Origin of the sequence: Streptomyces melanogenes, from assembly GCF_014649795.1 — a bacterium.
Taxonomy (GTDB): domain Bacteria; phylum Actinomycetota; class Actinomycetes; order Streptomycetales; family Streptomycetaceae; genus Streptomyces; species Streptomyces noboritoensis.
The window spans coordinates 132,356-156,038 of sequence record NZ_BMTS01000011.1; the positions used below are offsets into that span (position 1 = coordinate 132,356).

Annotated in this window: 20 protein-coding genes and 1 riboswitch; of the genes, 9 read left to right on the forward strand and 11 right to left on the reverse strand. The window is 72.5% G+C overall.

Annotation, left to right across the window (positions count from 1 at the left end; translation table 11 throughout):
- The first annotated feature begins 108 nt into the window (after nucleotides 1-108).
- Complete coding sequence (locus IE252_RS23965; RefSeq protein ID WP_190091538.1) at nucleotides 109-1,347, forward strand: MFS transporter; 1,239 nt, start codon at nucleotides 109-111, stop codon at nucleotides 1,345-1,347.
- Nucleotides 1,316-2,626 carry a D-arabinono-1,4-lactone oxidase gene (locus tag IE252_RS23970; protein WP_190091539.1) on the forward strand — a complete coding sequence of 437 codons (1,311 nt, stop codon included), beginning with the start codon at nucleotides 1,316-1,318 and terminating at the stop codon, nucleotides 2,624-2,626. Before IE252_RS23965 ends, IE252_RS23970 begins: the two co-directional genes overlap by 32 nt.
- On the opposite strand, the gene IE252_RS23975 is transcribed toward IE252_RS23970, so the two are convergent.
- Nucleotides 2,627-3,412 carry a hypothetical protein gene (locus IE252_RS23975; RefSeq protein WP_229848761.1) on the reverse strand — a complete coding sequence of 262 codons (786 nt, stop codon included), beginning with the start codon at nucleotides 3,410-3,412 and terminating at the stop codon, nucleotides 2,627-2,629. It lies immediately after the preceding gene.
- Between the two features lie 509 nt (nucleotides 3,413-3,921).
- On the opposite strand from IE252_RS23975, the gene sepH reads away from it, so the two are divergent.
- Nucleotides 3,922-4,956 carry a septation protein SepH gene (gene sepH, locus IE252_RS23980; RefSeq protein WP_190091540.1) on the forward strand — a complete coding sequence of 345 codons (1,035 nt, stop codon included), beginning with the start codon at nucleotides 3,922-3,924 and terminating at the stop codon, nucleotides 4,954-4,956.
- Nucleotides 4,957-5,048: 92 nt separating this feature from the next.
- Here the strand turns inward: sepH and IE252_RS23985 are convergent, their stop codons facing one another.
- Nucleotides 5,049-5,897, reverse strand: a complete 849-nt coding sequence (locus IE252_RS23985; RefSeq protein WP_190091541.1) for a sulfurtransferase — start codon at nucleotides 5,895-5,897, stop codon at nucleotides 5,049-5,051.
- 224 nt (nucleotides 5,898-6,121) lie between these two features.
- On the opposite strand from IE252_RS23985, the gene IE252_RS23990 reads away from it, so the two are divergent.
- Nucleotides 6,122-6,895 carry a VOC family protein gene (locus tag IE252_RS23990; RefSeq protein ID WP_190091542.1) on the forward strand — a complete coding sequence of 258 codons (774 nt, stop codon included), beginning with the start codon at nucleotides 6,122-6,124 and terminating at the stop codon, nucleotides 6,893-6,895.
- Between the two features lie 109 nt (nucleotides 6,896-7,004).
- Here the strand turns inward: IE252_RS23990 and IE252_RS23995 are convergent, their stop codons facing one another.
- The 4 genes from IE252_RS23995 to IE252_RS24010 all read right to left on the reverse strand — a co-directional run bounded on the left by IE252_RS23995 (nucleotide 7,005) and on the right by IE252_RS24010 (nucleotide 12,671).
- Nucleotides 7,005-7,652 (reverse strand): thymidine kinase, encoded by a 648-nt coding sequence (locus tag IE252_RS23995; protein ID WP_190091543.1) that lies wholly within the window; start codon nucleotides 7,650-7,652, stop codon nucleotides 7,005-7,007.
- 82 nt (nucleotides 7,653-7,734) lie between these two features.
- Nucleotides 7,735-8,928: an alkaline phosphatase family protein gene (locus IE252_RS24000; protein ID WP_190091544.1), complete on the reverse strand. Its 1,194-nt coding sequence runs from the start codon at nucleotides 8,926-8,928 to the stop codon at nucleotides 7,735-7,737.
- The gene (locus IE252_RS24005; RefSeq protein WP_067167157.1) at nucleotides 8,928-9,515 is read right to left on the reverse strand and encodes a DUF5998 family protein; all 588 of its coding nucleotides are present in this window, start codon (nucleotides 9,513-9,515) and stop codon (nucleotides 8,928-8,930) included. Before IE252_RS24005 ends, IE252_RS24000 begins: the two co-directional genes overlap by 1 nt.
- 36 nt (nucleotides 9,516-9,551) lie before the next feature.
- Nucleotides 9,552-12,671, reverse strand: coding sequence for a bifunctional acetate--CoA ligase family protein/GNAT family N-acetyltransferase (locus tag IE252_RS24010; protein WP_190091545.1), 3,120 nt, complete (start codon nucleotides 12,669-12,671; stop codon nucleotides 9,552-9,554).
- 173 nt (nucleotides 12,672-12,844) lie between these two features.
- On the opposite strand from IE252_RS24010, the gene IE252_RS24015 reads away from it, so the two are divergent.
- The gene (locus IE252_RS24015) at nucleotides 12,845-13,126 is read left to right on the forward strand and encodes an HPr family phosphocarrier protein (RefSeq protein ID WP_067165150.1); all 282 of its coding nucleotides are present in this window, start codon (nucleotides 12,845-12,847) and stop codon (nucleotides 13,124-13,126) included.
- 222 nt (nucleotides 13,127-13,348) lie between these two features.
- On the opposite strand, the gene IE252_RS24020 is transcribed toward IE252_RS24015, so the two are convergent.
- The 4 genes from IE252_RS24020 to IE252_RS24035 all read right to left on the reverse strand — a co-directional run bounded on the left by IE252_RS24020 (nucleotide 13,349) and on the right by IE252_RS24035 (nucleotide 18,139).
- Nucleotides 13,349-14,026: a GntR family transcriptional regulator gene (locus tag IE252_RS24020; RefSeq protein WP_190091546.1), complete on the reverse strand. Its 678-nt coding sequence runs from the start codon at nucleotides 14,024-14,026 to the stop codon at nucleotides 13,349-13,351.
- 205 nt (nucleotides 14,027-14,231) lie between these two features.
- Entirely contained in the window at nucleotides 14,232-15,002 is a 771-nt protein-coding gene (locus IE252_RS24025) for a M23 family metallopeptidase (protein WP_190091547.1), read from the reverse strand.
- A gap of 13 nt (nucleotides 15,003-15,015) precedes the next feature.
- Nucleotides 15,016-15,176, reverse strand: a riboswitch (cyclic di-AMP (ydaO/yuaA leader).
- 225 nt (nucleotides 15,177-15,401) lie between these two features.
- Nucleotides 15,402-16,769, reverse strand: a complete 1,368-nt coding sequence (locus IE252_RS24030; RefSeq protein WP_373298604.1) for a M16 family metallopeptidase — start codon at nucleotides 16,767-16,769, stop codon at nucleotides 15,402-15,404.
- A 17-nt stretch (nucleotides 16,770-16,786) separates the two neighbouring features.
- Nucleotides 16,787-18,139: a M16 family metallopeptidase gene (locus tag IE252_RS24035; protein ID WP_190091549.1), complete on the reverse strand. Its 1,353-nt coding sequence runs from the start codon at nucleotides 18,137-18,139 to the stop codon at nucleotides 16,787-16,789.
- Between the two features lie 181 nt (nucleotides 18,140-18,320).
- Here IE252_RS24035 and IE252_RS24040 point away from each other — a divergent pair, with 181 nt between their 5' ends.
- The gene (locus IE252_RS24040; protein ID WP_190091550.1) at nucleotides 18,321-20,771 is read left to right on the forward strand and encodes a DNA gyrase/topoisomerase IV subunit A; all 2,451 of its coding nucleotides are present in this window, start codon (nucleotides 18,321-18,323) and stop codon (nucleotides 20,769-20,771) included.
- A gap of 31 nt (nucleotides 20,772-20,802) precedes the next feature.
- Here IE252_RS24040 and IE252_RS24045 read toward each other — a convergent pair whose 3' ends face one another.
- Complete coding sequence (locus IE252_RS24045; RefSeq protein WP_229848762.1) at nucleotides 20,803-21,900, reverse strand: CobW family GTP-binding protein; 1,098 nt, start codon at nucleotides 21,898-21,900, stop codon at nucleotides 20,803-20,805.
- 125 nt (nucleotides 21,901-22,025) lie between these two features.
- Here IE252_RS24045 and IE252_RS24050 point away from each other — a divergent pair, with 125 nt between their 5' ends.
- The 3 genes from IE252_RS24050 to IE252_RS24060 all read left to right on the forward strand — a co-directional run bounded on the left by IE252_RS24050 (nucleotide 22,026) and on the right by IE252_RS24060 (nucleotide 23,672).
- The gene (locus tag IE252_RS24050) at nucleotides 22,026-22,733 is read left to right on the forward strand and encodes a DUF6082 family protein (RefSeq protein WP_190091551.1); all 708 of its coding nucleotides are present in this window, start codon (nucleotides 22,026-22,028) and stop codon (nucleotides 22,731-22,733) included.
- Nucleotides 22,734-22,757: 24 nt separating this feature from the next.
- Nucleotides 22,758-23,339, forward strand: a complete 582-nt coding sequence (locus IE252_RS24055; protein WP_190091552.1) for a DUF6082 family protein — start codon at nucleotides 22,758-22,760, stop codon at nucleotides 23,337-23,339.
- A gap of 96 nt (nucleotides 23,340-23,435) precedes the next feature.
- Nucleotides 23,436-23,672 carry a hypothetical protein gene (locus IE252_RS24060; RefSeq protein WP_190091553.1) on the forward strand — a complete coding sequence of 79 codons (237 nt, stop codon included), beginning with the start codon at nucleotides 23,436-23,438 and terminating at the stop codon, nucleotides 23,670-23,672.
- Nucleotides 23,673-23,683: the final 11 nt, after the last annotated feature.

Below are 23,683 nucleotides of genomic sequence, written 5' to 3' on the forward strand. Positions count from 1 at the left end.
AAAGCCTGTGCGCCCCGGACGCTCGCCACCATAGAGTTCAACACCGTAAGCTTTAGAACTTAAGTACTCAGCCTCACCTCCACGGTTGAGCCGGAAGCCGGAGCGCCCATGCCCAGTCCGTACCGCGCGATATTCGCCGCCCCCGGCACCAAGCGGTTCTCCGCGGCCGGGCTGCTCGGCCGGATGCCGCTGTCCATGATGGGCATCGGCATCGTCACGATGGTCTCCCAGCTCACCGGCCGCTACGGGCTGGCCGGGGCGCTCTCGGCGACCCTCGCGATGTCGGCCGCCGTGCTCGGCCCGTACATCTCGCGCCTGGTCGACCGGCACGGCCAGCGCCGGGTCCTGCGCCCCGCCACGCTCGCCGCGGTGGCCGCCGTGGCCGGGCTGCTCGTCTGCGCCCAGCAGGGCGCCCCGGACTGGTCGCTGTTCGTCTTCTCGGCGGCCGCGGGCTGTGTGCCGAGTGTCGGCTCGATGGTCCGGGCCCGTTGGGCCGAGCTCTACCGGGGCGACGGGCAGAGCCTGCACGCCGCGTACTCGTGGGAGTCGATCGTCGACGAGCTCTGCTTCATCGTCGGGCCGATCCTCTCCATCGGGCTCTCCACCGCCTGGTTCGCCGAGGCCGGGCCGCTGATGGCGGCCGGGTTCCTGGTGGTCGGCGTCTTCTGGCTGACCGCCCAGCGCGCCACCGAGCCCGTGCCGCACCCGCGCGAGCACCACACCGGCGGCTCCGCGCTGCGCTCCCCCGGCCTCCAGGTCCTCGTCGCCACCTTCGTCGCCACCGGCGCGATCTTCGGCGCGGTCGACGTGGTCACGGTGGCCTTCGCGGACGAGCGCGGCCACAAGGCGGCGGCCAGCCTGGTGCTCGCCGTCTACGCGCTGGGCTCCTGCCTCGCGGGAGCGGTGTTCGGGCTGCTGCGCCTCAAGGGCGCCCCGGCCACGAGGTGGCTGGTGGGAGTGTGTGCGATGGCGGTGAGTATGATCCCGCTCCAACTGGCCGGGAGCCTGCCGTTCCTGGCCGTGGCGCTCTTTGTCGCGGGCCTGTCCATCGCACCGACGATGGTGACCACCATGGCCCTCGTCGAACAGCACGTACCGCGCAGCAAGCTCACCGAGGGCATGACCTGGACCAGTACCGGGCTCGCGGTCGGTGTGGCGCTCGGGTCGTCGGCCGCCGGCTGGGCGGTGGACGCGGCGGGCGCGCGCTCGGGGTACCTGGTGCCCGTCGTGGCGGGAGCGCTCGCGGCCGCGGTGGCGTTCCTGGGGTACCGCCGGCTGCGCAGGCCGGCGCCGCAACGGGAGGGGCTCGGAGCAGATGAGCGGAGCGAGCAGCAGCACGTGGCGTAACTGGGCGGGCAACGTGACGGCCCGGCCGGTGCGGGAGGTCTCGCCCGCCTCGGTGGCCGAACTGGCCGACGCCGTGCGCCGGGCGGCCGAGGACGGCCTGAAGGTGAAGGCGGTCGGCACCGGCCACTCCTTCACCACGGCCGCCGCCACCGACGGCGTGCTCATACGCCCGGACCTGCTCACCGGCATCCGGGAGATCGACCGTACGGCCATGACGGTGACCGTCGAGGCGGGCACGCCCCTGAAGCGGCTGAACGCGGTCCTCGCGCGCGAGGGCCTCTCGCTCACCAACATGGGCGACATCATGGAGCAGACGGTCGCCGGGGCCACCTCCACCGGCACCCACGGCACCGGCCGCGACTCGGCCTCGATCGCCGCGCAGATCACGGGCCTTGAGCTGATCACCGCCGACGGCTCGCTCCTGAAGTGCTCGGCCGAGGAGAACCCCGAGGTCTTCGCGGCGGCCCGGATCGGGCTCGGAGCGCTCGGCGTCGTCTCGGCCCTCACCTTCGCCGTGGAGCCCGAGTTCCTGCTCACCGCGCGCGAGGAGCCGATGGCCTTCGACAGGGTCACTTCGGAGTTCGACGCGCTGCACGCGGAGAACGAGCACTTCGAGTTCTACTGGTTCCCACACACCGGCAACTGCAACACCAAGCGCAACAACCGCAGCGCCGGTCCCGCCGCCCCGCCCGGCCGGGTGAGCGGCTGGATCGAGGACGAGTTCATGTCCAACGGCCTCTTCCAGGTCGTCTGTTCGCTGGGCCGGGCCGTCCCCGCGACGATCCCCGCGATCGCCAAGGTTTCCAGCCGCGCCCTCTCCGCCCGTACGTACACCGACATTCCGTACAAGGTCTTCACAAGTCCGCGTCGGGTGCGGTTCGTGGAGATGGAGTACGCGGTGCCGCGCGAGGCCGTCGTGGCGGCGCTGCGCGAAGTGCGGGCGCTGGTCGACCGGTCGGGCCTGCGGGTGAGCTTCCCGGTCGAGGTGCGCACCGCCCCGGCCGACGACATCGCGCTGTCCACGGCGTCCGGGCGCGACACCGCGTACATCGCCGTGCACATGTACAAGGGCACGCCGTACCAGGCGTACTTCACCGCCGTCGAGCGGATCATGACCGCACACGCGGGCCGGCCGCACTGGGGCAAGGTGCACACCCGCGACGCCGAGTACTTCGCCGAGGCCTATCCGCGCTTCGGCGAGTTCACGGCCCTGCGCGACCGGCTCGACCCGGACCGGCTGTTCGGCAACGCGTATCTGCGCCGGGTGCTCGGGGACTGACTAGGTCGCGGGCGGGGTCGCCGCGGACCCCGTTGCCGGACCGGTGTCGGGGGTGGCACCGCCCGAGCCGGTGGACGGCGGGGGCGACGGCGGCGGGGTCGGGGTGCCGCCGGTGGAGGTCGAGGGCGTGGGGGTGGGGGTGGGCGTCGGGGTGGTGCCGCCGGTGGCGGGCGTTCCGCCGGTCCCCTGCCCGGGGTCCGGCGAGGACGACGTGCCCCCGTCGGTGCCGGTGCCCGGCGTGTGCGGGGTGCGTCGGTCGGGTTCCGAGCCCTTCTCCGAGTCCCGCTGCGACGACTTGCCGCCGCCCCCGCCGCTCACGACCGAGCCGAAGGTGGTGCCGCCCTTGCCGCCGCTCAGCTCCGCGCCGGACGCCAGTTCGTAGGTGGTGATGCCGCCCATCGCGACCGCGAAGACGACGGCGGCGCCGAGCGCGGACCGCTTCCAGCCCCGCAGCCGGGTGCCGTGGACGGTGGCCGCGCCGAACTCGCCCTCGCGGGCGTCCTCGTACGCCGGAAGGCCCGGGTCGCGGCGCGCCTTGGGCAGCGACTGGACGGTGGCGTCGCGCAGTTGTTCCCCGGTACGCCGGAACAGGTGCTGGAAGACCGTGCCGCCGCAGGTGGCCACGACGCTCACCACACCGGCGCCGACGATCGTCCCGTAGACACCGAGCTGGGAGGCGAGCACGGCGGCCGCGATCGCCGCGAGCGCGCTGCCCGCGACCTGGGGCACGCTCAGGTCGAGTCGCCTCTCGTCCTGCTTCGTCCCGGTATCCGGCTTGTCACCCATTTTCCGCCTCTGTTCGCCCTTCTCCACGCTTCTCCGTGAGCTTGTACGTAGAGGGGACCTATGGGCGAAGCGATTAGTTCCGTTTCTGGCGATTCTGTGAAGCACGACACGTATGAAGTGCGTATTCGCAGGGCGCACGGCGTCCAACTCCCGCCCCCCAGGAGAACTTCGGCGGCGCGGCGGTCCACCCAGGTGGCCCGAATGGAGTACTGTGGCGAGCCCTGGGCCTGGTCTCCCTCTCGGGTTTCCGGGCTCTGCGGGAGGGGGCCGAAAGCGGCACTCGAACCGGCGGCGCCGCGGCACCGCACGGACGCCTGCTGTCCAGAGCGACCACTTCGGTCACTCTGCGTCGCGAACAGGTAACCGTGCCATAACGGCGTTCCAGGGCCCATGCCCGACACGCCGGGCAACTCGGCAAGGTTGTGGCAGGCTGCACCCGGGCAGGCCACACTCGACTAGCGGAAGCAGCGACGCAGGTGACGTCGGCAGGCACCACCCGGGAGGTCCCCATGCCCGAACTGCGTGTCGTGGCCGTCTCCAACGACGGCACACGACTGGTGCTCAAGGCTGCGGACAGCACGGAGTACACGCTTCCGATCGATGAGCGGCTGCGCGCCGCCGTGCGCAACGACCGCGCCCGGCTCGGGCAGATCGAGATCGAGGTCGAGAGCCACCTCCGGCCTCGCGACATCCAGGCACGGATACGTGCGGGTGCCTCGGCCGAGGAGGTCGCCCAGCTCGCCGGGATCCCCGTCGACCGGGTCCGGCGCTTCGAGGGCCCGGTGCTCGCGGAGCGCGCCTTCATGGCCGAGCGGGCGCGCAAGACGCCCGTGCGGCGCCCCGGCGAGAACACCGGACCCCAGCTCGGCGAGGCCGTCCAGGAGCGGCTGCTGCTGCGCGGCGCCGACAAGGACAGCGTCCAGTGGGACTCCTGGCGCCGCGACGACGGCACCTGGGAAGTCCTGCTCGTGTACCGGGTGGCCACCGAGCCGCACGCGGCGAGCTGGACCTACGACCCGCCGCGCCGGCTCGTCCAGGCCGTCGACGACGAGGCCCGCTCGCTGATCGGCGAGAGCGACGACACCCCCGAGCCGAGCTTCCCGTTCGTGCCGAGGATCGCCCGACTGCCCCGGGACCGGCCGCTGGACCGCGCCCTGGACCGCCAGTTGGAGCGCCCCACCGCGCCCGCGCCGGAACCGGCGGCGGACGAGAGCGACTCGCTCACCAGCCTCCTGGAGGCTGTGCCGAGCTTCCGCGGCGACATGGTGGTGCCCGAACGGCCCGCCGCGCCGCCGGAGCCCCCGGCGAGCGAGCCCGAGGCGGAGCCCGAGGTCGAGGAGCCGCCCGCTCCGGCGGCGTCGGCGGGCGCCGGCGCGGCGTACGCGGACGTGCTGATGCCCCGCTCGGTGACCGGCCACCGCGACCGCCTCACCGGCACCACGGACCGCCAGGCCGAGGCGGACGGCGTCCGGCCCGGACGCCGGGCGGCCGTGCCGAGCTGGGACGAGATCGTCTTCGGAACCCGGCGCAAGAAACAGGAGTAGGACGCCTCGTCCGTCGATGCCCCGCGCATCGGTGCGAGGAACATCGATACGAACCGAGGGGCCCGCGCCGAGCGCGGGCCCCTCGTCGTGCGCTACTGCGGGTCCGGGCCCGTCGCGACCGGGCGGGACTCGTCCGACGACCACTGCGACCAGGACCCGGCGTAGAGCGCGGCCGGGATCCCCGCGACCGCCAGCGCCAGCACCTCGTGGGCACCGGAGACCCCGGAGCCGCAGTAGACGCCGACCTCGGTGCCGGAGGCGCCCAGGGCCTTGAAGCGGTCGGCGAGGACCTCGGGAGCCAGGAAGCGCCCGTCGGGGCCCACGTTCTCGGTGGTGGGGGCGGAGACCGCGCCCGGGATGTGGCCGCCGACCCGGTCGATGGGCTCGACCTCGCCCCGGTACCGCTCCCCCGCCCGGGCGTCGAGCAGCAGTCCGGAGCGGGCCAGCGCGGCCGCCCCGTCCGCGTCGAGCAGGGCCACCGCGCCGGGCTCCGGGGCGAAGTCGCCCTCGGCGGGCGCCGGGACGTCGGTGGACAGGGCGCCGGTCCAGGTGGCGAGGCCGCCGTCGAGGACCCGGACGTCCTGGTGACCCGTCCAGCGCAGCAGCCACCAGGCACGTGCGGCCGCCCAGCCCTGGCCGCCGTCGTAGACGACCACCGGCGTCCCGGCCGACACGCCCGCGCGGCGCATCACGGCGCCGAACGCCGCCACGTCCGGCAGCGGGTGGCGGCCGCCGGCGCCGGGCGGCCCCGCCAGCTCCGCGTCGAGGTCGACGAAGACCGCGCCGGGCAGGTGCCCGGCCTCGTACTCGGCCCGGCCGTCGAAGGCGGCGGCGCCGGCCGCCTTCGCCAGGCTGAGCTGCCAGCGGACGTCCAGGAGGACCGGGGGGCGGGCCCCGGCCAGCTCGTCCGCCAGTTCGGATGCGCTGATGATGGCGTTCATGGGGCCATCCTCGCGCAGTGGGCGGCGCCGCGTAACGGTCGCGAAACGGATGAGAAATGCCAAAGCGGGCATGCTCCTGCGGGAACGCGCCAAAAGCGGCGCGGCCGGGGCGCGCTTGGCCGTCGGTGGTGCAAGCATCTGCGAGGGGGTGGGTGCCGGCGCGGCCCGGCCGCCCGCCTCTTCAGGGCGCGTTCCCCCAGCGATGGTCCGAGGAGAGAGTCACGATGTCCCAGGCAGAGACCCGGCGCACGCCCGGCACACCCTGCTGGGTGAGCCTCATGGTGCACGGCCTGGCTCCTACCCAGGAGTTCTACGCGGCGCTGTTCGGCTGGGAGTTCCGGCCGGGGCCCGCCTCGCTCGGCCCCTATGTGCGGGCGCTGCTCGACGGCGCCGAGGTCGCGGGCATCGGCCAGCTGCCGCCCGACCGCCATCTGCCGATCGCCTGGACGACGTATCTGGCCACCGACGACGCCGACGCGACGGCCGAGACGATCCGGCACTGCGGCGGCACGGTCGGGGTCGGTCCGCTCGACGCGGGCGACGCGGGCCGCCTGGTGATCGCCTCGGACCCGGAGGGCGCGGTCTTCGGCGCCTGGCAGGCCGAGGCGCACGTCGGCACGATGGTCGCGGGCGCGCCGGGCACGCCCGTCTGGAACGAGCTGGTGACCCGCGAGACGTCCACGGTCGGCAAGTTCTACGGGACGGTGTTCGGCTACGAGAAGGAGGCGGTGGTCTCGGCCGACTTCGACTACGTGACGCTGCACATCGAAGGCCGCCCGGTCTGCTCCCTGCACGGCGTCGGCAACGCCCTGCCACGCGACAAGGGCGCGCACTGGATGACGTACTTCGAGGTGGCGGACACGGACGAGGCGGCGGCCCGGGTGACGGAACTGGGCGGCCAGATCCTCAAGCCCCCGCACGAGGGATCGAGTGGCCGCACAGCAACGGTGACGGACCCGGAGGGGGCGGTGTTCACGGTGGTCCGGTCAACAGGCTGAGGCACGCCCCGCAAGGGGCGCGGGGCTGTGACATTTTGCGGCTCCGCCGCGTGGGCGCGCCCAGCCCCCCACCGACCCGCAGCCAAAATCCGGGCCCCCGCGGATGCGACTACGCGTCGATCGGCAACACGTCAGGCGACAAAGCAGCCGCCCGCGCCACCGCCGCCGTCATCCGCCGCCGATGATGCCGCCGGCACAGCACCTCGTACCCGATCTCGTCCTCGGACTGGTTCACGTCGCCGACCACGACCTGCGCGCCCTCGACCACCATCTCCCCGCCCCGCGTACGCGCGTTGTGCGTGGCCCGCGCCCCGCACCAGCAGAGCGCCTCGACCTGGAGGACCTCGACGCGGTCGGCCAGCTCGACCAGGCGCTGGGAGCCGGGGAAGAGCTTGGAGCGGAAGTCGGTGGTGATGCCGAAGGCGAAGACGTCCAGGTCGAGGTCGTCGACGACCCGGGCGAGCTGGTCGATCTGGCCCGGCGCGAGGAACTGCGCCTCGTCGGCGATCACGTAGTCGCAGCGGCCGCCCTTGGAGAGGTGGGCGACCAGGTACGCGTAGAAGTCGAAGCCCTCGGCGGCCTCGACCGCGTCCGTCACCAGGCCGAGCCGGGAGGACAGCTTGCCCTCGCCCGCGCGGTCGTCCCGGGTGAAGATCATGCCCTGGAGGCCGCGCGCGGAGCGGTTGTGCTCGATCTGAAGAGCGAGGGTGCTCTTTCCGCAGTCCATCGTTCCGGAGAAGAACACCAGCTCGGGCATGGGAGGGTGACGGCCTTTCGGATCTGCGCACGCGTCCGCGTACGTCCGCGTACAGGAGGAGAAGGGGGGAAGTGCGGAAGGGTTACGAGCGTACTTCCAGGAGCGGCACGAGCTGCTCGACGGGGGTCATCGAGCCGTGCATGCCGACCATCGCGGACTCGTGCGGCTCGTTCTGCGAGGCGGTGATCACCACGTCGGCGCTCGCGGCCGCGACGACGTCGCCGATCCGCCCGTACACCCGCTCGTCGCAGGCGCCCGGCTGCCCGAACCAGCCCGCCGCTATCGCCTCGTCGCGGCTCGCCACCCAGAACTGCTCGCCGAGCACCTCGCGCCAGACGGTGAGGACGTCGGCCTCGGCGCCCGGGACCGCGTACACGTGCCGGGCCCGGCCCTCGCCGCCGAGCAGGGCCACTCCGGCGCGCAGCTCCCAGTCCTCGTCGAAGTCGATGCGGGACTCTTCGTCGAAGGGGATGTCGATCATGCCGTGGTCGGCGGTGACGTAGAGCGCGGAGCGCGGCGGCAGCTGCTCGGCGAGGCGCTGGACCAGCCGGTCGACGTACATCAGCTGGCCGCGCCAGGCGTCCGAGTCGACGCCGAAGCGGTGGCCCTTGCCGTCGACCTCGCTGTAGTACGTGTAGACCAGCGAGCGGTCTCCGGCGGCCAGTTGCGCGGCCGCCAGGTCCATGCGGTCCTCGCCGGTCAGCCGGCCGTGAAACGTTCCGCCACTGAGCGCGACCTTGGTGAGCGGGGTGTGCTCGAAGGTGGGCGAGGAGACCTGGGCGGTGTGCACGCCGGCCGCGTCGGCCAGCTGGAAGACCGTGGGGTACGGCTGCCAGACGTGCGGGTCGGTCCAGGGCTTCCAGCGGAGCTGGTTCATCAGCTCGCCGGTCTCCGGGTTGCGCGCGGTGTAGCCGGGCAGGCCGTGCGCGGCGGGCGGCAGACCGGTGCCGACGGAGGCGAGCGAGGTGGCGGTGGTGGCGGGGAACCCGGCGGTGATCGGCCGTCCGGTGCCGCCGCGTGAGGTGGCGAGCAGCCCGTGCAGATAGGGCGCCTCGTCGGGGTGGGCCTTGATCTGCTCCCAGCCGAGCCCGTCGATCAGGAACACGCAGTTCCGGTCGGCCGGGGTCAGCTCGGGGATGGCGGCGCCCACGCCGGGCACGCCCATGCCGGCCGCGAGGGTGGGCAGCAGGTCGGCGAGCGAGCCGCTGCCGTACTCGGGCAGGGGGGCGGTGTCGAGGGCGAGGGGTTCCGGGTCCTGCCAGGCGGGCTGGGCCATCAGCGGGCGGTGGCCGCGGTGGCTTCGGAGAGCGCCTGGGCGAAGTCGAGGGTCTGGCGCACGGTGTCCGGACCGTCCCCGGCCTCGCTGACGCGCAGGCTCAGGTCGTCGGCGGTGGAGTTGCCGGTGTAGCCGTGGTCGGCGTCGCAGTTGGGGTCGCCGCAGGCGGCGGGCTCCAGGTCGATGCGGGAGACCGCGCCCCATCCGATGGTCAGGACGACCTCGCGGGGCAGGGTGCCCGGGGTGTACGACTCGGGGTTGGCGACCACGCGGCTGACGACCACGGACGAGATCCGGTCGAGCTTCACGGACTCGGTGGAGGTCGTCGCGTACGGCGTCGGAGAGCTGGTGTCGGCGTTCTGCTCGTCGGTGTGACTGACGATGAAACGGTTGCCCGTCAGGACCAGGACCGTCACGTGGCGGCGCACCTCGTTGGCGTCGAAGGTGGTCTCCTGGTGGACCAGGTACGACGCGATGGGCTCACCACCGACGGCGGCCTCCACCGCCTCGGCCACAAGGGCCGGGTAGTAGCCGCTGCGCTCGATCGCCGCGCGCAGCCCCTGGGTCATCGTGCCGGTCTTCGCCATGAGCTCCATCCTACGGGGCCTTCGGGCCCGATCGTTTCAGTAGCTGGGCAGGCGCCTCGGCCCCAGGTCGGAGCGGGGCGGCGGAGGTGCGAGGCGCAGGCTCGCTCCGAGTACGGAGAGGCCGTGCTGGGCGACGACGACCGGCTCCAGGGAGACGGCGACGACCTCCGGGTGGTCGTCGACCAGGCGCGACACCCGGAGCAGCAGCTCTTCCAGGGCGGCCGTGTCCACGGGTGCGGAGCCGCGCCAGCCGAACAGGAGGGGCGCGGTCCGGATCGACCGGACCAGCTCGGCGGCGTCCCGGTCGGTGGCCGGGACCAGCCGGTGGCCGGTGTCGCCGAGCAGCTCGGAGGCGGCTCCGGCGAGGCCGAAGGAGAGCACGGCGCCGACGGCCGGGTCGATGGCGGCGCGTACGACGGTGTCGACCCCGCGCGGTGCCATCGCCTGGACGACCGGCAGCAGCTCCTCCGGCTTGCCCAGGGCCTGGGTCAACTCGGCGTACGAGCGCCGCAGTTGCTCCTCGTCGGCGAGGTCGAGGCGGACGCCGCCGAGGTCGGGGCGGTGGCGCAGGTGGGGGGCGGTGGTCTTGAGGGCGACGGGGTAGCCGAGGCGGGCGGCGGCGTCCACGGCGGCGTCCGGGTGGGGCGCGGGCAGGGCCCGTCGGACCGGGATCCCGTACCGGCCGAGCAGCGCCTCCGCGTCGGCGGCGCCGAGGGTCGTCCCCCTCGGGTCCGCGTCCCCGAGCAGCCGCTCGATGTCGGCGGCGGCCCCGGCCTCGTCGATGTCGTCGTACTCCGGCACCTTCCCCTGCTCGGCGGCCTGCCGCCGCCACTGCCCGTACCGAACGGCTTCGGCGAGGGCGCGTACGGCGCGTTCTGCGGCGGGGTAGGCGGGGATGCGGCGGGGGTGGCCGGGGGTTCCTTCCCCACCCCGCCCCTTCCCTAGACCCTCCGGGGGTGGGGGTGGGTTGAGCTGGGAGGAGTCTCCCGGGGGCTCCGCCCCCGGCCCCCCGGCGGGGCCTGCGGCCCCGGCCCCCCGCTCGGGCTGCGCCGTGGAAGCCGTGCCCGCGGCACCGGCCGGGCTGTGCCCCGGGGTTTCAGAGGTGCCTGGCGTCCCGGCAACCCGCTCGGGGGTGTGCCCTGGGGCTGCCCCGGCCCGCTGCTCCTGACCACTCCCCTCCGCTGTGGGCATTCGTTCCGCTGGGGCGATGGGGGTCCCCCCTGCTCGAGCGGAGCCGAGAGCTTGGGGGAGGGTGGGCACAGCGGAACCACGGCCCGCAGCCGCCCCGCGTCGCCCCGTGCTGGCCGCGCTCGCCAGGGCCTCCGCCAGGCCGCCCAGTTCCACGTGGACCACTGCCACCGGCTTCGCCGGGGCCGTCGCCGTGGCCTGGTGGAGGGCTGTGGCCAGGGCCTCGTCGGGGTAGTCGGGCTCGCCTACCCAGGGGATCGCCGTGACCACCACCGCGTCGCAGAACTCGTCCGCCAGGGCCCGCGCCAGCGCGTCGCGGAAGTCCTCCGGCGTGGCCGCCGTCGTGAGGTCGACGGGTGGGTGCGGGCGCAGGCCCTCCGTGAGGCAGGCGTCGTACGTGAGGAGGCCGAGGGACTCCGAGTTGCCGAGGATGGCCACGCGCGGGCCCGCCGGGAGCGGCTGCCCCGCCAGGAGGACGCCCGCGTCGACCAGCTCGGTCACCGTGTCCACCCGGATCACCCCCGCCTGCCGCAGCAGCGCCGACACCGCCGCGTCCGGGACCCGCGTCACCGGAACCGCGTGCCCCGGCGGCGTCGAGCCGCTGTGGCGGGCCCCCTTCACCGCGACCACCGGCTTCACCGCCGCGGTCCGCCGCGCGAGCCGCGTGAACTTCCGCGGGTTGCCGATGGATTCGAGGTACAGCAGGACCACGTCCGTGTCCCCGTCCTCGTACCAGTACTGGAGGATGTCGTTGCCCGAGACGTCCGCCCGGTTGCCCGACGAGATGAACGTCGACAGACCCGCGCCCCGCCGGTGCAGCCCCGAAAGGAGCGCGATCCCGATCGCGCCCGACTGGGTGAACAGACCGATCCGGCCCCGCTGCGGCGGCTCGGGCGCCAGCGAGGCGTTCAACCGGGTCCCGGGCGCGGTGTTGATGACGCCGAACGCGTTCGGCCCGATCAGCCGCATCCCGTACGACCGCACCTGCCGCAGCAGTTCGCGCTGGCGCTCCCGCCCGGCCGCGCCGCTCTCGGCGTAACCGGCGGACAGGACCACCAGACCCTGCACCCCGTGCTCGCCGCACTCCGCGACCACCTCCGGCACCCGCTCGGCCGGAACCGCCACCACCGCGAGGTCGACCTGTTCCGAGATGTCGCCGAGCGAGCGGACGGCGCGGACGCCGTCGACCTCGGAACCGCCCTCCGGGAACGCCCGGTTGACCGCGTACACGCGTCCCGTGAACTCCGCCCCCAGCAGATTGCGCAGCACCGTACGGCCCACGCCGCCCGGCGCGCGCCCGGTCCCGATCACGGCCACCGAGCCGGGCGCCAGCAGCCGCTGCACCGAGCGTGCCTCCGCGCGCTGCTCGCGGGCCCGCTGCACGGCCAGCGACTCGGCGGTCGGCTCCAGATCGAGCGTGAGATGGACCGAGCCGTCCTCGAAGGAACGCTTCTGCTGATAGCCCGCGTCCGTGAACACCTTGATCATCTTGTTGTTGGCGGGCAGCACCTCCGCCGCGAACCGCCGGATCCCCCGCTCGCGCGCGACCTCCGCGATGTGTTCGAGCAGCGCGGAGGCGACCCCGCGCCCCTGGTGCGCGTCCTGGACCAGGAACGCCACCTCGGCCTCGTCGGCCGGCGCCGAGGCGGGCCTGCCCTGCGCATTGATCCGGTCGAAGCGGACCGTCGCGATGAACTCGCCGCCCACCGTCGCCGCGAGCCCGACCCGGTCCACGTAGTCGTGATGGGTGAAGCGGTGCACGTCCTTCGCGGACAGCCGGGGGTAGGGCGCGAAGAAGCGGTAGTACTTGGACTCGTCCGACACCTGCTCGTAGAACGAGACGAGCCGCTCCGCGTCGTCGGCCGCGATGGGCCTGATCCGCGCCGTCCCCCCGTCGCGCAGCACGACGTCGGCCTCCCAGTGGGCCGGGTACGCGGGGTCCTGCGTCTTCTCCTGCGGAGCCTGCATACCGGCAGCCTACGGGTCGCGGGGCCGCCGCGGTCAGGTCAAGGTGGGGGGCAAGTGGAGATGGCGGCCAGGGCCGAAGGGCCGCCGGATCCGGGACCGACGTCGGCACGAGCACTCCGCAGGACATGAGAGACTGGTCTAGACAACCGTCAGAGATTTCGAAGGGCATCACCATGGCTGAGCGCCGCGTCAATGTCGGCTGGGCCGAGGGCCTGCACGCCCGCCCCGCTTCCATCTTCGTCCGCGCCGCCACGGCCTCCGGCGTCCCCGTGACGATCGCCAAGGCCGACGGCAACCCGGTCAACGCCGCCTCCATGCTCGCGGTGCTCGGCCTGGGCGCGCAGGGCGGCGAGGAGATCGTGCTGGCTTCCGAGGCGGAGGGCGCCGAGGCGGCCCTGGAGCGCCTGGCGAAGCTCGTCGCGGAGGGCCTCGAGGAGCTCCCCGAGACCGTCTGACCGCATCCGGTCGGCCGAACGGCCCGGACCGGCGCGTCACCGCACTTCGCGAAAGAAGCCGCGGATCCTGAATTCAGGGTCGGCGGCTTCTTTCTTTTGCATGAGTCAAGCGGGTTGAGCGGGTTGCACTGCTGTCCTGCCCGTGCCGTCGAATTCCCGTGGCGAATTCGGGCAGCACAAAAGAACCCCGCCCCCGCACTCCCTTTGTATACGGCGATCCCGTTAAGCGCGGACGCTCGCCGTGTTTACGGCATGTTGCGAAATCCTCACGTCCACCGGACCCCGCAGGCGATAGGCGGAAAACGCGCGCTCGGCGTGGTGCGCGGTCAGCGACCTGGCCCGCTCCGCGTCGCCGCGCGCCACCGCGTCCACGATCGCCCCGTGCTCCGCCCAGCACTCGGCGGGCAGCGCGGGCTGCTCCACCACGTACATCCAGGCGATCTTGTGCCGCAGTTGGGTGAGCAGGGCGATGAGGCCGGGGCTGCCGGAGGCCTGGGCGAGCGTCTCGTGGAACCAGACGCCCAGCGAGCGCAGATCCTCGCCCTGGGCCCGCCGGATGCGGTCCTGACCCAGCCTGACCAGGCCGCGCAGCACCTTGAGGTGGGCCTCGGTGCGCCGGGCGGCGGCCCGCGAGGCGGCCAGCGGCTCCAGCATCGCGCGCAGTTCGAGCAGGTCGGCGGCCTCCTGCTCGGTCGGCTCGGCGACACAGGCCCCGGCGTGCCGGCGCGTGGTGACGAACCCCTCGGACTCCAGCGTGCGCAGCGCCTCGCGGACCGGGACGCGCGACACCCCGTACCGCCGGGCGAGCACTTCCTCGGTGAGCCGGCTGCCGCGCGCGAAGAGCCCCGCGACGATGTCGTCGCGGATTGCCGTGCATACCGATTGCGCCGGAATGCGCATGACCGAACCTCCGCCTTAATCCCCGCGAAACGCGGTCGATCGACGCCTGTTCGGCGACTCTATTCCAGCGGCTGTTAATTCCCGGTGACATGCCGTATGCAATGCATATCTTTTGGCCACGGACGGCTCACCGCGCCCGGCCACGACGCCGGAGCCCCCGGCGCGGGTGCGCCGGGGGCTCCGGTGGAAGGTGCGGGGACGGCCGTCAGACGTTGACGCCGTGCGAGCGCAGGTACGCGATCGGGTCGATGTCCGAGCCGTACGACTCGCCGGTGCGGGCCTCGAAGTGGAGGTGCGGGCCGGTGGTGTTGCCGGTGTTGCCGGAGAGGCCGATCTGCTGGCCCGGCTCGACGCGCTGGCCGACGGAGACACCGATGGACGACAGGTGGCCGTACTGCGTGTACGTGCCGTCGTTCATCCGGATCACGATGTTGTTGCCGTAGGCGCCGCCGTAGCCCGCCTCGACGACGGTGCCCAGGCCCACGGCGTGCACCGAGGTGCCCATGCCGGCGTGGAAGTCGATGCCGGTGTGGCTGCCGGAGGACCAGATCGAGCCGCCGGTCTTGTAGCCGGTGGAGACGTAGCTGCCGTCGATCGGGGCGACGAAGGAGTTGAGGCGCTTGCGCTCGGCCTCGCGGGCGGCGCGCTCCCGGGCCTCGCGCTCCTCCTTGGCCTTCGCCTCGGCCTTGCGCTTCGCCTCGGCGATGGCGCGGGCCTTGTCGGCGGCGTGCTGCTGGGCGGCGGCCTGGGCGTCGATGCGGTCGGCGAGGGAGTCGCCGATCACGATGGCCTGGGTGATGCCGGTGTCCTCGACGGAGGCCGCGGCGGGCGCGGAGTTCTCGGCGGCCAGGGCCGGGGAGGCGAGGGTGCCCACGACGCCGGCGGTGGCGAGGGTGGCGATGCCCGCGATGTTCGCGCTCTTGCGCGACACGGCGCTCGGACGACGGTGTTTCCCGGTGGCACGGGTGAACGCCATGGAGAGGCGGTGTCCTTTCCTTCCATCTCGCCTACCGGGTTAGCTGACGGGTTCGGAGCTGGAAGGTCTCCTACGGGCCCCTCCGCGGGCGGAGGCGTCCGATTCACCCCAGGGACTGAGTGGGTCCCCGGCTCCCCTGGCTCGCGCCAGTTGGGGACTCGGCGATCGCTGTCCGGTGCCGCGGCTGCGACGGGTGGTGACGGACAGCCCGACCGACGCTAGACGGCTGATCTTTCAATCACCAAACAGACACGTCTTTTTGTAGCGCACGCCACATGACAGACAGGCAACCTCCCCAATAAATCGGACATAAGGGAGGACCCCGGCGGCCACTCGGCCACCGGGGTCCTCACCCGACTCCTCCGCCCGGCTGCCGGACAGCTCCGGCGGGCGGTTCAATCAGCCTGATACGACGGTGACTTCACCGATGCCGAGCGCCTTGACGGGCTCCTCGATCTGCGCCGCGTCCCCGACCAGGACCGTCACCAGCCGGTCCACCGGGAAGGCGCTGACGACCGCCGCGGTGGCCTCCACGGTGCCGGTGTCGGCCAGCCGCGCGTACAACTGCGCCTGGAAGTCGTCCGGGAGATGCTGCTCGACCTGGTCGGCCAGCGTCCCGGCGACGGCGGCCGCCGTCTCGTACTTGAGCGGGGCCACGCCCACCAGGTTCTGCACGGCGGTCTCCCGCTCGGCGTCGTTGAGGCCTTCGGCGGCGAGCTTGCGCAGCACCGTCCACAGGTCGTCCAGGGCCGGGCCGGTGTTGGGCGTGTCGACCGAGCCGCTGATGGCGAGCATGGCCGCGCCGGTGCCCTCCGCGCCGGAGCGCAGCACCTGGCCGTAGGCCCGCACTCCGTACGTGTAGCCCTTCTCCTCGCGCAGGACGCGGTCCAGGCGGGAGGTGAGCGTGCCGCCCAGGCAGTACGTCCCGAGGACCTGGGCGGGCCAGACGCGGTCGTGGCGGTCCGGGCCGATCCGGCCGATCAGCAGCTGCGTCTGGACGGCGCCGGGCCGGTCGACGATGACCACGCGGCCGGTGTCGTCGGCGGTGACCGGGGGCATCGGGCGCTCCTGGGCCGGGGTGCCCGTCCAGGCGCCCAGGGTGTCCGCCAGGACCGCGTCCAGGTCGGTGGCGCCCAGGTCGCCCACGATCACCGCGGTGGCCGCCGCCGGGCGTACGTACGCCTCGTAGAAGGCCCGGACCGCCGCCGCGTCGATGCGCGTGACGGTCTCCTCGGTGCCCTGGCGCGGGCGCGACATGCGCGCGGTGGCCGGGAACAGCTCGCGGGAGAGCTGCTGGGCGGCGCGGCGGGCCGGGTTGGCCAGCTCGTGCGGGATCTCGTCGAGGCGGTTGCGGACCAGCCGGTCGACCTCCGCGTCGGCGAACGCCGGGGCGCGCAGCGCCTCCGCGAGCAGGCCGAGCGCCTTGGGCAGCCGGGAGACCGGCACCTCCAGGGAGACCCGCACGCCCGGGTGGTCCGCGTGCGCGTCCAGGGTGGCGCCGCAGCGCTCCAGGTCGGCGGCGAACTCCTCGGCGGAGCGCTTGTCGGTGCCCTCGGAGAACGCCCGCGCCATGATCGTGGCGACGCCGTCCAGGCCCGTCGGCTCGGCGTCCAGCGGGGCGGCGAGGAAGATCTCGACGGCCACGACCTGCTGGCCGGGGCGGTCGCAGCGCAGCACGGTGAGCCCGTTGGGCAGGGTGGCGCGGCCGGGGGCGGGGAACGCCCAGGGACGCGCGGTGCCGGCGGCCGGCTGGGGGTGGAACTGCATGGTCACGCCGGTCTCGCTCACTGCTCTGCTCCCTTGGCGTCGGCGTCGGCCGCGTCGTCTGCTTCGGCGGCGGTCGGCTCGTACACCAGCACCGCCCTGTTGTCCGGGCGCAGGGTGGCCCGGGCCACGTCCCGCACCTCCTCGGCGGTGATGTCGAGCACCCGGTCGACGGCGGTCAGGGCGAGCTGCGGGTCGCCGAACAGCACCGCGTACCGGCACAGTTCGTCGGCGCGGCCGGCGACCGTGCCGAGCCGGTCCAGCCACTCGCGCTCCAGCTGGGCCTGGGCGCGCTCCATCTCCTCGGCCGTGGGGCCCTCTTCGGCGAACCGGGCCAGCTCGTCGTCGACGGCCGCCTCGATGTCGGGGACCTCGACGCCGCCGGACGTCTTCACGTCCAGCCAGCCGAGCGAGGGCGCGCCCGCCAGGCGCAGCAGGCCGAACCCGGCCGCCACGGCGCTCTGGTCGTGGCGCACCAGGCGGTTGTGCAGCCGGGAGGACTCGCCGCCGCCGAGGACGGTGAGCGCCAGGTCGGCGGCGTCGCACTCGCGGGTGCCGTCGTGCGGCAGCCGGTAGGCGGCCATCAGGGCGCGCGCGGGGACGTCCTCGTGGACGACCTCGCGCAGCTGCTCGCCGATGACGCCGGGCAGCGCGCCGTCGCGCGGCGGCTGCTTGCCGTCGTGGGTCGGGATGGAGCCGAAGTACTTCTCGATCCAGGCGAGGGTGCGCTCCGGGTCGATGTCGCCGACGACCGAGAGGACCGCGTTGTTCGGCGCGTAGTACGTACGGAAGAAGTTCCGCGCGTCCTCCAGCGTCGCCGCGTCCAGGTCGGCCATGGAGCCGATCGGCGTGTGGTGGTACGGGTGGCCCTCGGGGTAGGCGAGCGCGGTGAGCTTCTCGAACGCCGTGCCGTACGGCACGTTGTCGTACCGCTGGCGGCGCTCGTTCTTGACGACGTCGCGCTGGTTCTCCATGGACTCGTCGTCCAGGGCGGAGAGCAGCGAGCCCATGCGGTCGGCTTCCAGCCACAGCGCCAGCTCCAGCTGGTGCGTGGGCATGGTCTCGAAGTAGTTGGTGCGCTCGAAGCTGGTGGTGCCGTTGAGCGAGCCGCCCGCCCCCTGCACCAGCTCGAAGTGACCGTTTCCGTGGACCTGGTGCGAGCCCTGGAACATCAGGTGCTCGAAGAGGTGAGCCAGGCCCGTACGGCCCTTGACCTCGTGGCGGGAACCCACGTCGTACCAGAGGCAGACCGCGGCGACCGGGGTCAGGTGGTCCTCGGAGAGCACCACGCGCAGGCCGTTGGCCAGCCGGTGCTCGGTCGCTGTCAGGCCGCCGGAGCCGGCCTGGGCGGTGGCCGTGTGACCCATGGGCATGTACGTCCCTTCGATCGCGGTGAAGAAGTCCTGCCACTGTATGCAAGCGCACCGACACCTGGCGAAGTTCCCGGGTCGCGGTCGGCGTTGTCAGTGGGACGGTCCACAATGGTCGGCGTCAGCAGCAGACCTTGTTGGTGGTCGCTAAGAAGAACTCGTTGGTGAAGGAGCCGCAGCCGCGATGGCCCGCCGCAGCACGAAGACCCCGCCGCCGGACGATTTCGAGGAGAAGATCCTCGACATCGACGTCGTGGACGAAATGCAGGGCTCCTTTCTCGAGTACGCCTACTCGGTGATCTACTCGCGGGCCCTGCCGGACGCCCGCGACGGCATGAAGCCGGTGCACCGCCGCATCGTCTACCAGATGAACGAGATGGGCCTGCGCCCCGAGCGCGGGTACGTGAAGTGCGCGCGCGTGGTCGGCGAGGTCATGGGCAAGCTCCACCCGCACGGAGACGCGTCGATCTACGACGCGCTGGTGCGCATGGCGCAGCCCTTCTCCATGCGCCTGCCGCTGGTCGACGGCCACGGCAACTTCGGCTCGCTCGGCAACGACGACCCGCCGGCCGCGATGCGCTACACCGAGTGCAAGATGGCCGACGCCACCTCGCTCATGACGGAGTCGATCGACGAGGACACCGTCGACTTCTCCCCGAACTACGACGGCCAGGAGCAGGAGCCGGTGGCCCTGCCCGCCGCGTTCCCGAACCTGCTGGTCAACGGCGCGACGGGGATCGCGGTCGGCATGGCGACCAATATGCCGCCGCACAACCTGGGCGAGGTCATCGCCGCCGCCCGCCATCTGATCCGGTATCCGAGCGCGGACCTGGAAGCGCTGATGCGCTTCGTCCCCGGCCCCGACCTGCCGACCGGCGGCCGGATCGTCGGCCTGTCCGGCATCAAGGACGCCTACGAGTCGGGCCGCGGCACCTTCAAGATCCGCGCCAAGGTGTCGGTGGAGAACGTGACGGCCCGCCGCAAGGGCCTGGTCGTCACGGAACTGCCGTTCACGGTCGGCCCGGAGAAGGTGATCTCCAAGATCAAGGACCTGGTCGGCTCGAAGAAGCTCCAGGGCATCGCCGACGTCAAGGACCTCACCGACCGCTCGCACGGCCTGCGCCTGGTCATCGAGGTGAAGAACGGGTTCGTGCCCGAGGCCGTCCTGGAGCAGCTCTACAAGCTGACGCCGATGGAGGAGTCCTTCGGCATCAACAACGTGGCGCTGGTGGACGGCCAGCCGCTCACCATGGGCCTCAAGGAGCTCCTGGAGGTCTACCTCGACCACCGATTCGAGGTCGTGCGCCGGCGCAGCGAGTTCCGCCGCACCAAGCGCCGCGACCGGCTGCACCTGGTGGAGGGCCTCCTCGTCGCGCTCCTCGACATCGACGAGGTCATCCGTCTCATCCGGTCGAGTGACAACTCGGCGCAGGCCAAGCAGCGCCTGATCGAGCACTTCTCGCTCAGCGAGATCCAGACGCAGTACATTCTGGACACCCCGCTGCGCCGCCTCACCAAGTTCGACCGCATCGAGCTGGAGAGCGAGCGCGACCGGCTCACCGGCGAGATCGACGAGCTGACCGGGATCCTGGAGTCCGACACCGAGCTGCGCAAGCTGGTCTCGACCGAACTGGCCGCGGTGGCCAAGAAGTTCGGCACCGAGCGGCGGACGGTGCTGCTGGAGTCGGCGGGCGCGCCGGTCGCGGCGGTGCCCCTGGAGGTCGCGGACGACCCGTGCCGGGTGCTGCTCTCCTCGACGGGCCTGCTGGCGCGCACGGCGAACGCGGAACCGCTCGCGGAGGCCGAGCGGCGCACCAAGCACGACGTGATCGTGTCCGCGGTGCCCGCCACCCAGCGCGGCGACGTCGGCGCGGTCACCTCGGCCGGGCGGCTGCTGCGGCTCGCCGTGATCGACCTGCCGCAGCTGCCGGACACGGCGGCGGCGCCCAACCTCTCGGGCGGCGCCCCGGTCTCGGAGTTCCTGTCGCTGGAGGCCGACGAGACGCTGGTCTGTCTGACGACGCTGGACGAGTCGTCGCCGGGTCTGGCGATCGGCACCGAGCAGGGCGTGGTCAAGCGCGTGGTGCCCGACTATCCGGCCAACAAGGACGAGCTGGAGGTCATCACCCTCAAGGACGGCGACCGGATCGTGGGTGCGGCGGAGCTGCGCACCGGCGAGGAGGACCTGGTCTTCATCACGGACGACGCCCAGCTGCTGCGCTACCAGGCCTCGCAGGTGCGCCCGCAGGGCCGCCCGGCGGGCGGTATGGCGGGCATCAAGGTGGCCGACGGCGCCAAGGTGATCTCGTTCACGGTGGTCGACCCGGCGGCGGACGGCGTGGTGTTCACGGTGGCGGGCTCGCGCGGCACGCTGCTCGGGGACTCGGCGGCGACCGTCAAGCTGACGCCGTTCGACCAGTATCCGCGCAAGGGCCGGGCCACCGGCGGCGTGCGCTGCCAGCGGTTCCTGAAGGGCGAGGACATGCTGGTCCTGGCCTGGGCGGGCGCGGCCCCGGCGAAGGCGGCGCAGGCCAACGGCACCCCGGTGGAGCTCCCGGAGCCGGACCCGCGCCGCGACGGCTCGGGCACACCGCTGGGCCACGCGGTGACGGCGCTGGCGGGCCCGGCGTCGTAGCGGGCGGTCGTACGGGGAGCCCCGGACGCGGTCAGTCGTCCGCGCCCGGGGCCTCCTCGGCCTCGTCCGCCTGCTGTACGTAGCGGAGCACGCCCCACATCGCGGGCTCGTCCTGGATGTCCCCCGGGCCCGCCACCGCCGCCTCCAGTGACGTGCGCAGGCCGTCCGCGTCGGTCCCGGAGCCGATCAGGACGAGCTGGGTGAGGCACTCCTCGCCGGGCGGCCAGGGCTCCGGGTAGAAGCGCAGGAAGCGGCCGACGGCGTGGACGCCGTAGCGATTGCGCGGGTCGGCCGCGCCGAAGTCGACGAACCCCTTGATGCGGTAGAGGCCCTCGGGACGGCTGTCGAGGAAGGCCATCAGCCGACGCGGGTCCATGGGCGCGGCCGAGGTGAAGGCGACGGACTCGTACGCGGTGTGCAGATGGACCGCGTGGCCGCACTCGGAGCCGCACGCCTCGCCGTGCCCGTGCTCCTCCTCGTCGTCCAGCAGGTCCTCGAAGGCGAGCTGGCCCACGCGCTCGGTGCTCGGCCTGCGGTCGAAGAACAGCTCCGGGTCGACCCGGCCGTACACGGACTCGACCACCGACGCGGCCCCGCCGAGCGACGCGCGCAGCCGGTCCAGGCCCGCCCTCGGCACCCGGTCGGTCTTGTTGAGCACCACGAGGTCCGCGACGGCGAGGTGCCGGTCGATCTCGGGGTGCTTCTCGCGGGTCGCCTCGTACTCGGCGGCGTCGACGACCTCGACCAGCCCTCCGTACACCACCCGGGGGTTCTCGCTGGCCAGGACCATCCGCACCAGCTCCTGCGGCTCGGCGAGGCCGCTCGCCTCGATGACGACGACGTCGAGCCGGGCGGCGGGCCGGGTCAGCTTCTCCAGGTAGACGTCGAGCTCGCTCGCGTCTACGGCACAGCACAGGCAGCCGTTGCCGAGCGACAGCGTGGAGTCACCGAGTTGTCCGGCCACGGTCATCGCGTCGATCTCGATGGACCCGAAGTCGTTGACGATCGCCCCGATCCGGGTGCCCCTGCTGGCCCGCAGCAGATGGTTGAGCAGGGTGGTCTTGCCCGAGCCGAGGAAGCCCGCGAGGACGACGACGGGGATCTGCTGGGTCGGACCGGTGGGGCTCACGGGGGCCTCTCTCAGACGAGGACGGGGACGGGGACGGGGACGGGGCGCGGGGATGCCCCCGACCCGCTCCAGGATATTTGGCGCTCGCGCGCGGGCAGATTGAGTGCCCACACCCGGGAGGTCTGATGACAGGAACCCCAGCCCCGTCCCCCTGGCTCCGCTCCGCCGCGAGGTTCGCCCTCTGGACGGCCGCCACGCTCGCCGGAACCGCCCTGGTGAGCGCGGCCGCCGTGCTGGTCAGCGGCTGGCTCATCGACACCGTCCAGCGGCGCGAGGGCGGCCTCGACCGCGCCGAGGGCCGCAGCCAGATCGGCAACTATTTCAGCGCCGCCAGCGCCGTCTTCTCCGGCCTGGCATTCCTCATACTCGTGGTGGCGCTGCTGCTCCAATACCAGGAACTGCGCATGCAGCGGACCGAACTCGCGGACCAGCGCGAGGAACTGACCCAGTCCCGCCAGGAACTCCACCGCAGCGCCGAGGCGAATATGCGCTCCCTGCATGTGCAGCTCACCCGGATGGCCATGGAGGATCCGTCGCTCGCGGCAGTGTGGAACGGCTTTCCGGGTATCCCTCACGAGGAGGAGCGTCAGTACCTCTTCGCCAACCTGACGTTCGGGCACTTGTTGCTCGCCCGCCAGTGGGGCAGCTATTCGGACGACGAACTACGCGTACACGCGAGGTCCTTACGGAGCAGTGAGCCCTATCGTCGCTACTGGGCGCTCTCCAGGGACGCGAAATTCGCTCTTCCCGGGGACAGCCACGAAAGGAAATTGGCAGAGCTGATCGATGAGGAGATCAGGGCCACGCCGGGGCCGCCCGCTCCCCCACAGTAGTAACAGTCGTACGGGAGAAGAGACATGACCAGCCTGCACAGAACCGGACAGCACGACGGTACGGCGGCGACGGCGGCGCTCGCGGCGGGCGCCGTGGCGCTGGCCGCCGTCCTCAGCCTGGCGCTCGGCGCCGGGTTCCACGCGATCGCCCCGGCCGCTGCCGGGGCCTCGGCGGGCGGCGTCTTCGCCGGGCTCGCGGTCGCCGCGGGCGCCGCCGGACTCGCCCTCCAGCACCGGCTGCTGGCCCGCCGGATCACCCTCACCCACCAGCACCGGCTCCACTTCGACCTGCTCAGCAAGGCCATGGACGACCCCGAACTGGCGGCGGTCCTGGACACGTTCGAGGGGGACGTGCCGCCGGTCAAACAGCGCCAGTTCCTCTACGCGAACGCCCTCTACAGCAATGTGCTGCACGCGTACCGGACCGGCTCGACGAGCGAGAGCGAGATCGGCGGGCATCTGCGGGTCATCTGCCGCAGTCCTATTTTCCGCGAATACTGGGAGTTCACCCGGCAGCACCGGGCCGCGCTGCAGAAGGACTCACAAGAGGCACGTCTCGGCCGTCGCGTGGACGAGATCGTACGAAACATCAGCAAGTCGAGGTAATCCTCACCAATTCCGCACCGGCCCACCGCGGGCTCCGGGAGTCTGGTTATCTGTCCTACGTCCTAGACTCCTCCGAGCCATTGGAACGGTCCCTTGGTGAAAATCGTGCGCAGGGTCGGTGCCTCCCCACGGGAACGCGGCAGCCTGTCGGGACAGACGTGCCCGGACATCTTCGAGTTGAGCGACGGCAGGTTCGCCGTCATCGGTACGGACATGACCGAGGACTTGGACGGCAAGCTGCCGAGCGACGCCGCGCGGGCCGAATACGAGCGGATCGTCGCGATCACCCGCGAAACGCTGGTGCGCGCCAAGGCGGACATCCCGGAGGCATGAGGAACCGATAA

Bases quoted from the DNA above. Each gene is read 5' to 3' on its own strand.
- IE252_RS23965 (WP_190091538.1), top strand. From the start codon at position 109: ATGCCCAGTCCGTACCGCGCGATATTCGCCGCCCCCGGCACCAAGCGG.
- IE252_RS23970 (WP_190091539.1), top strand. From the start codon at position 1,316: ATGAGCGGAGCGAGCAGCAGCACGTGGCGTAACTGGGCGGGCAACGTG.
- IE252_RS23975 (WP_229848761.1), bottom strand. From the start codon at position 3,412: ATGGGTGACAAGCCGGATACCGGGACGAAGCAGGACGAGAGGCGACTC.
- sepH (WP_190091540.1), top strand. From the start codon at position 3,922: ATGCCCGAACTGCGTGTCGTGGCCGTCTCCAACGACGGCACACGACTG.
- IE252_RS23985 (WP_190091541.1), bottom strand. From the start codon at position 5,897: ATGAACGCCATCATCAGCGCATCCGAACTGGCGGACGAGCTGGCCGGG.
- IE252_RS23990 (WP_190091542.1), top strand. From the start codon at position 6,122: ATGTCCCAGGCAGAGACCCGGCGCACGCCCGGCACACCCTGCTGGGTG.
- IE252_RS23995 (WP_190091543.1), bottom strand. From the start codon at position 7,652: ATGCCCGAGCTGGTGTTCTTCTCCGGAACGATGGACTGCGGAAAGAGC.
- IE252_RS24000 (WP_190091544.1), bottom strand. From the start codon at position 8,928: ATGGCCCAGCCCGCCTGGCAGGACCCGGAACCCCTCGCCCTCGACACC.
- IE252_RS24005 (WP_067167157.1), bottom strand. From the start codon at position 9,515: ATGGCGAAGACCGGCACGATGACCCAGGGGCTGCGCGCGGCGATCGAG.
- IE252_RS24010 (WP_190091545.1), bottom strand. From the start codon at position 12,671: ATGCAGGCTCCGCAGGAGAAGACGCAGGACCCCGCGTACCCGGCCCAC.
- IE252_RS24015 (WP_067165150.1), top strand. From the start codon at position 12,845: ATGGCTGAGCGCCGCGTCAATGTCGGCTGGGCCGAGGGCCTGCACGCC.
- IE252_RS24020 (WP_190091546.1), bottom strand. From the start codon at position 14,026: ATGCGCATTCCGGCGCAATCGGTATGCACGGCAATCCGCGACGACATC.
- IE252_RS24025 (WP_190091547.1), bottom strand. From the start codon at position 15,002: ATGGCGTTCACCCGTGCCACCGGGAAACACCGTCGTCCGAGCGCCGTG.
- IE252_RS24030 (WP_373298604.1), bottom strand. From the start codon at position 16,769: ATGCAGTTCCACCCCCAGCCGGCCGCCGGCACCGCGCGTCCCTGGGCG.
- IE252_RS24035 (WP_190091549.1), bottom strand. From the start codon at position 18,139: ATGCCCATGGGTCACACGGCCACCGCCCAGGCCGGCTCCGGCGGCCTG.
- IE252_RS24040 (WP_190091550.1), top strand. From the start codon at position 18,321: ATGGCCCGCCGCAGCACGAAGACCCCGCCGCCGGACGATTTCGAGGAG.
- IE252_RS24050 (WP_190091551.1), top strand. From the start codon at position 22,026: ATGACAGGAACCCCAGCCCCGTCCCCCTGGCTCCGCTCCGCCGCGAGG.
- IE252_RS24055 (WP_190091552.1), top strand. From the start codon at position 22,758: ATGACCAGCCTGCACAGAACCGGACAGCACGACGGTACGGCGGCGACG.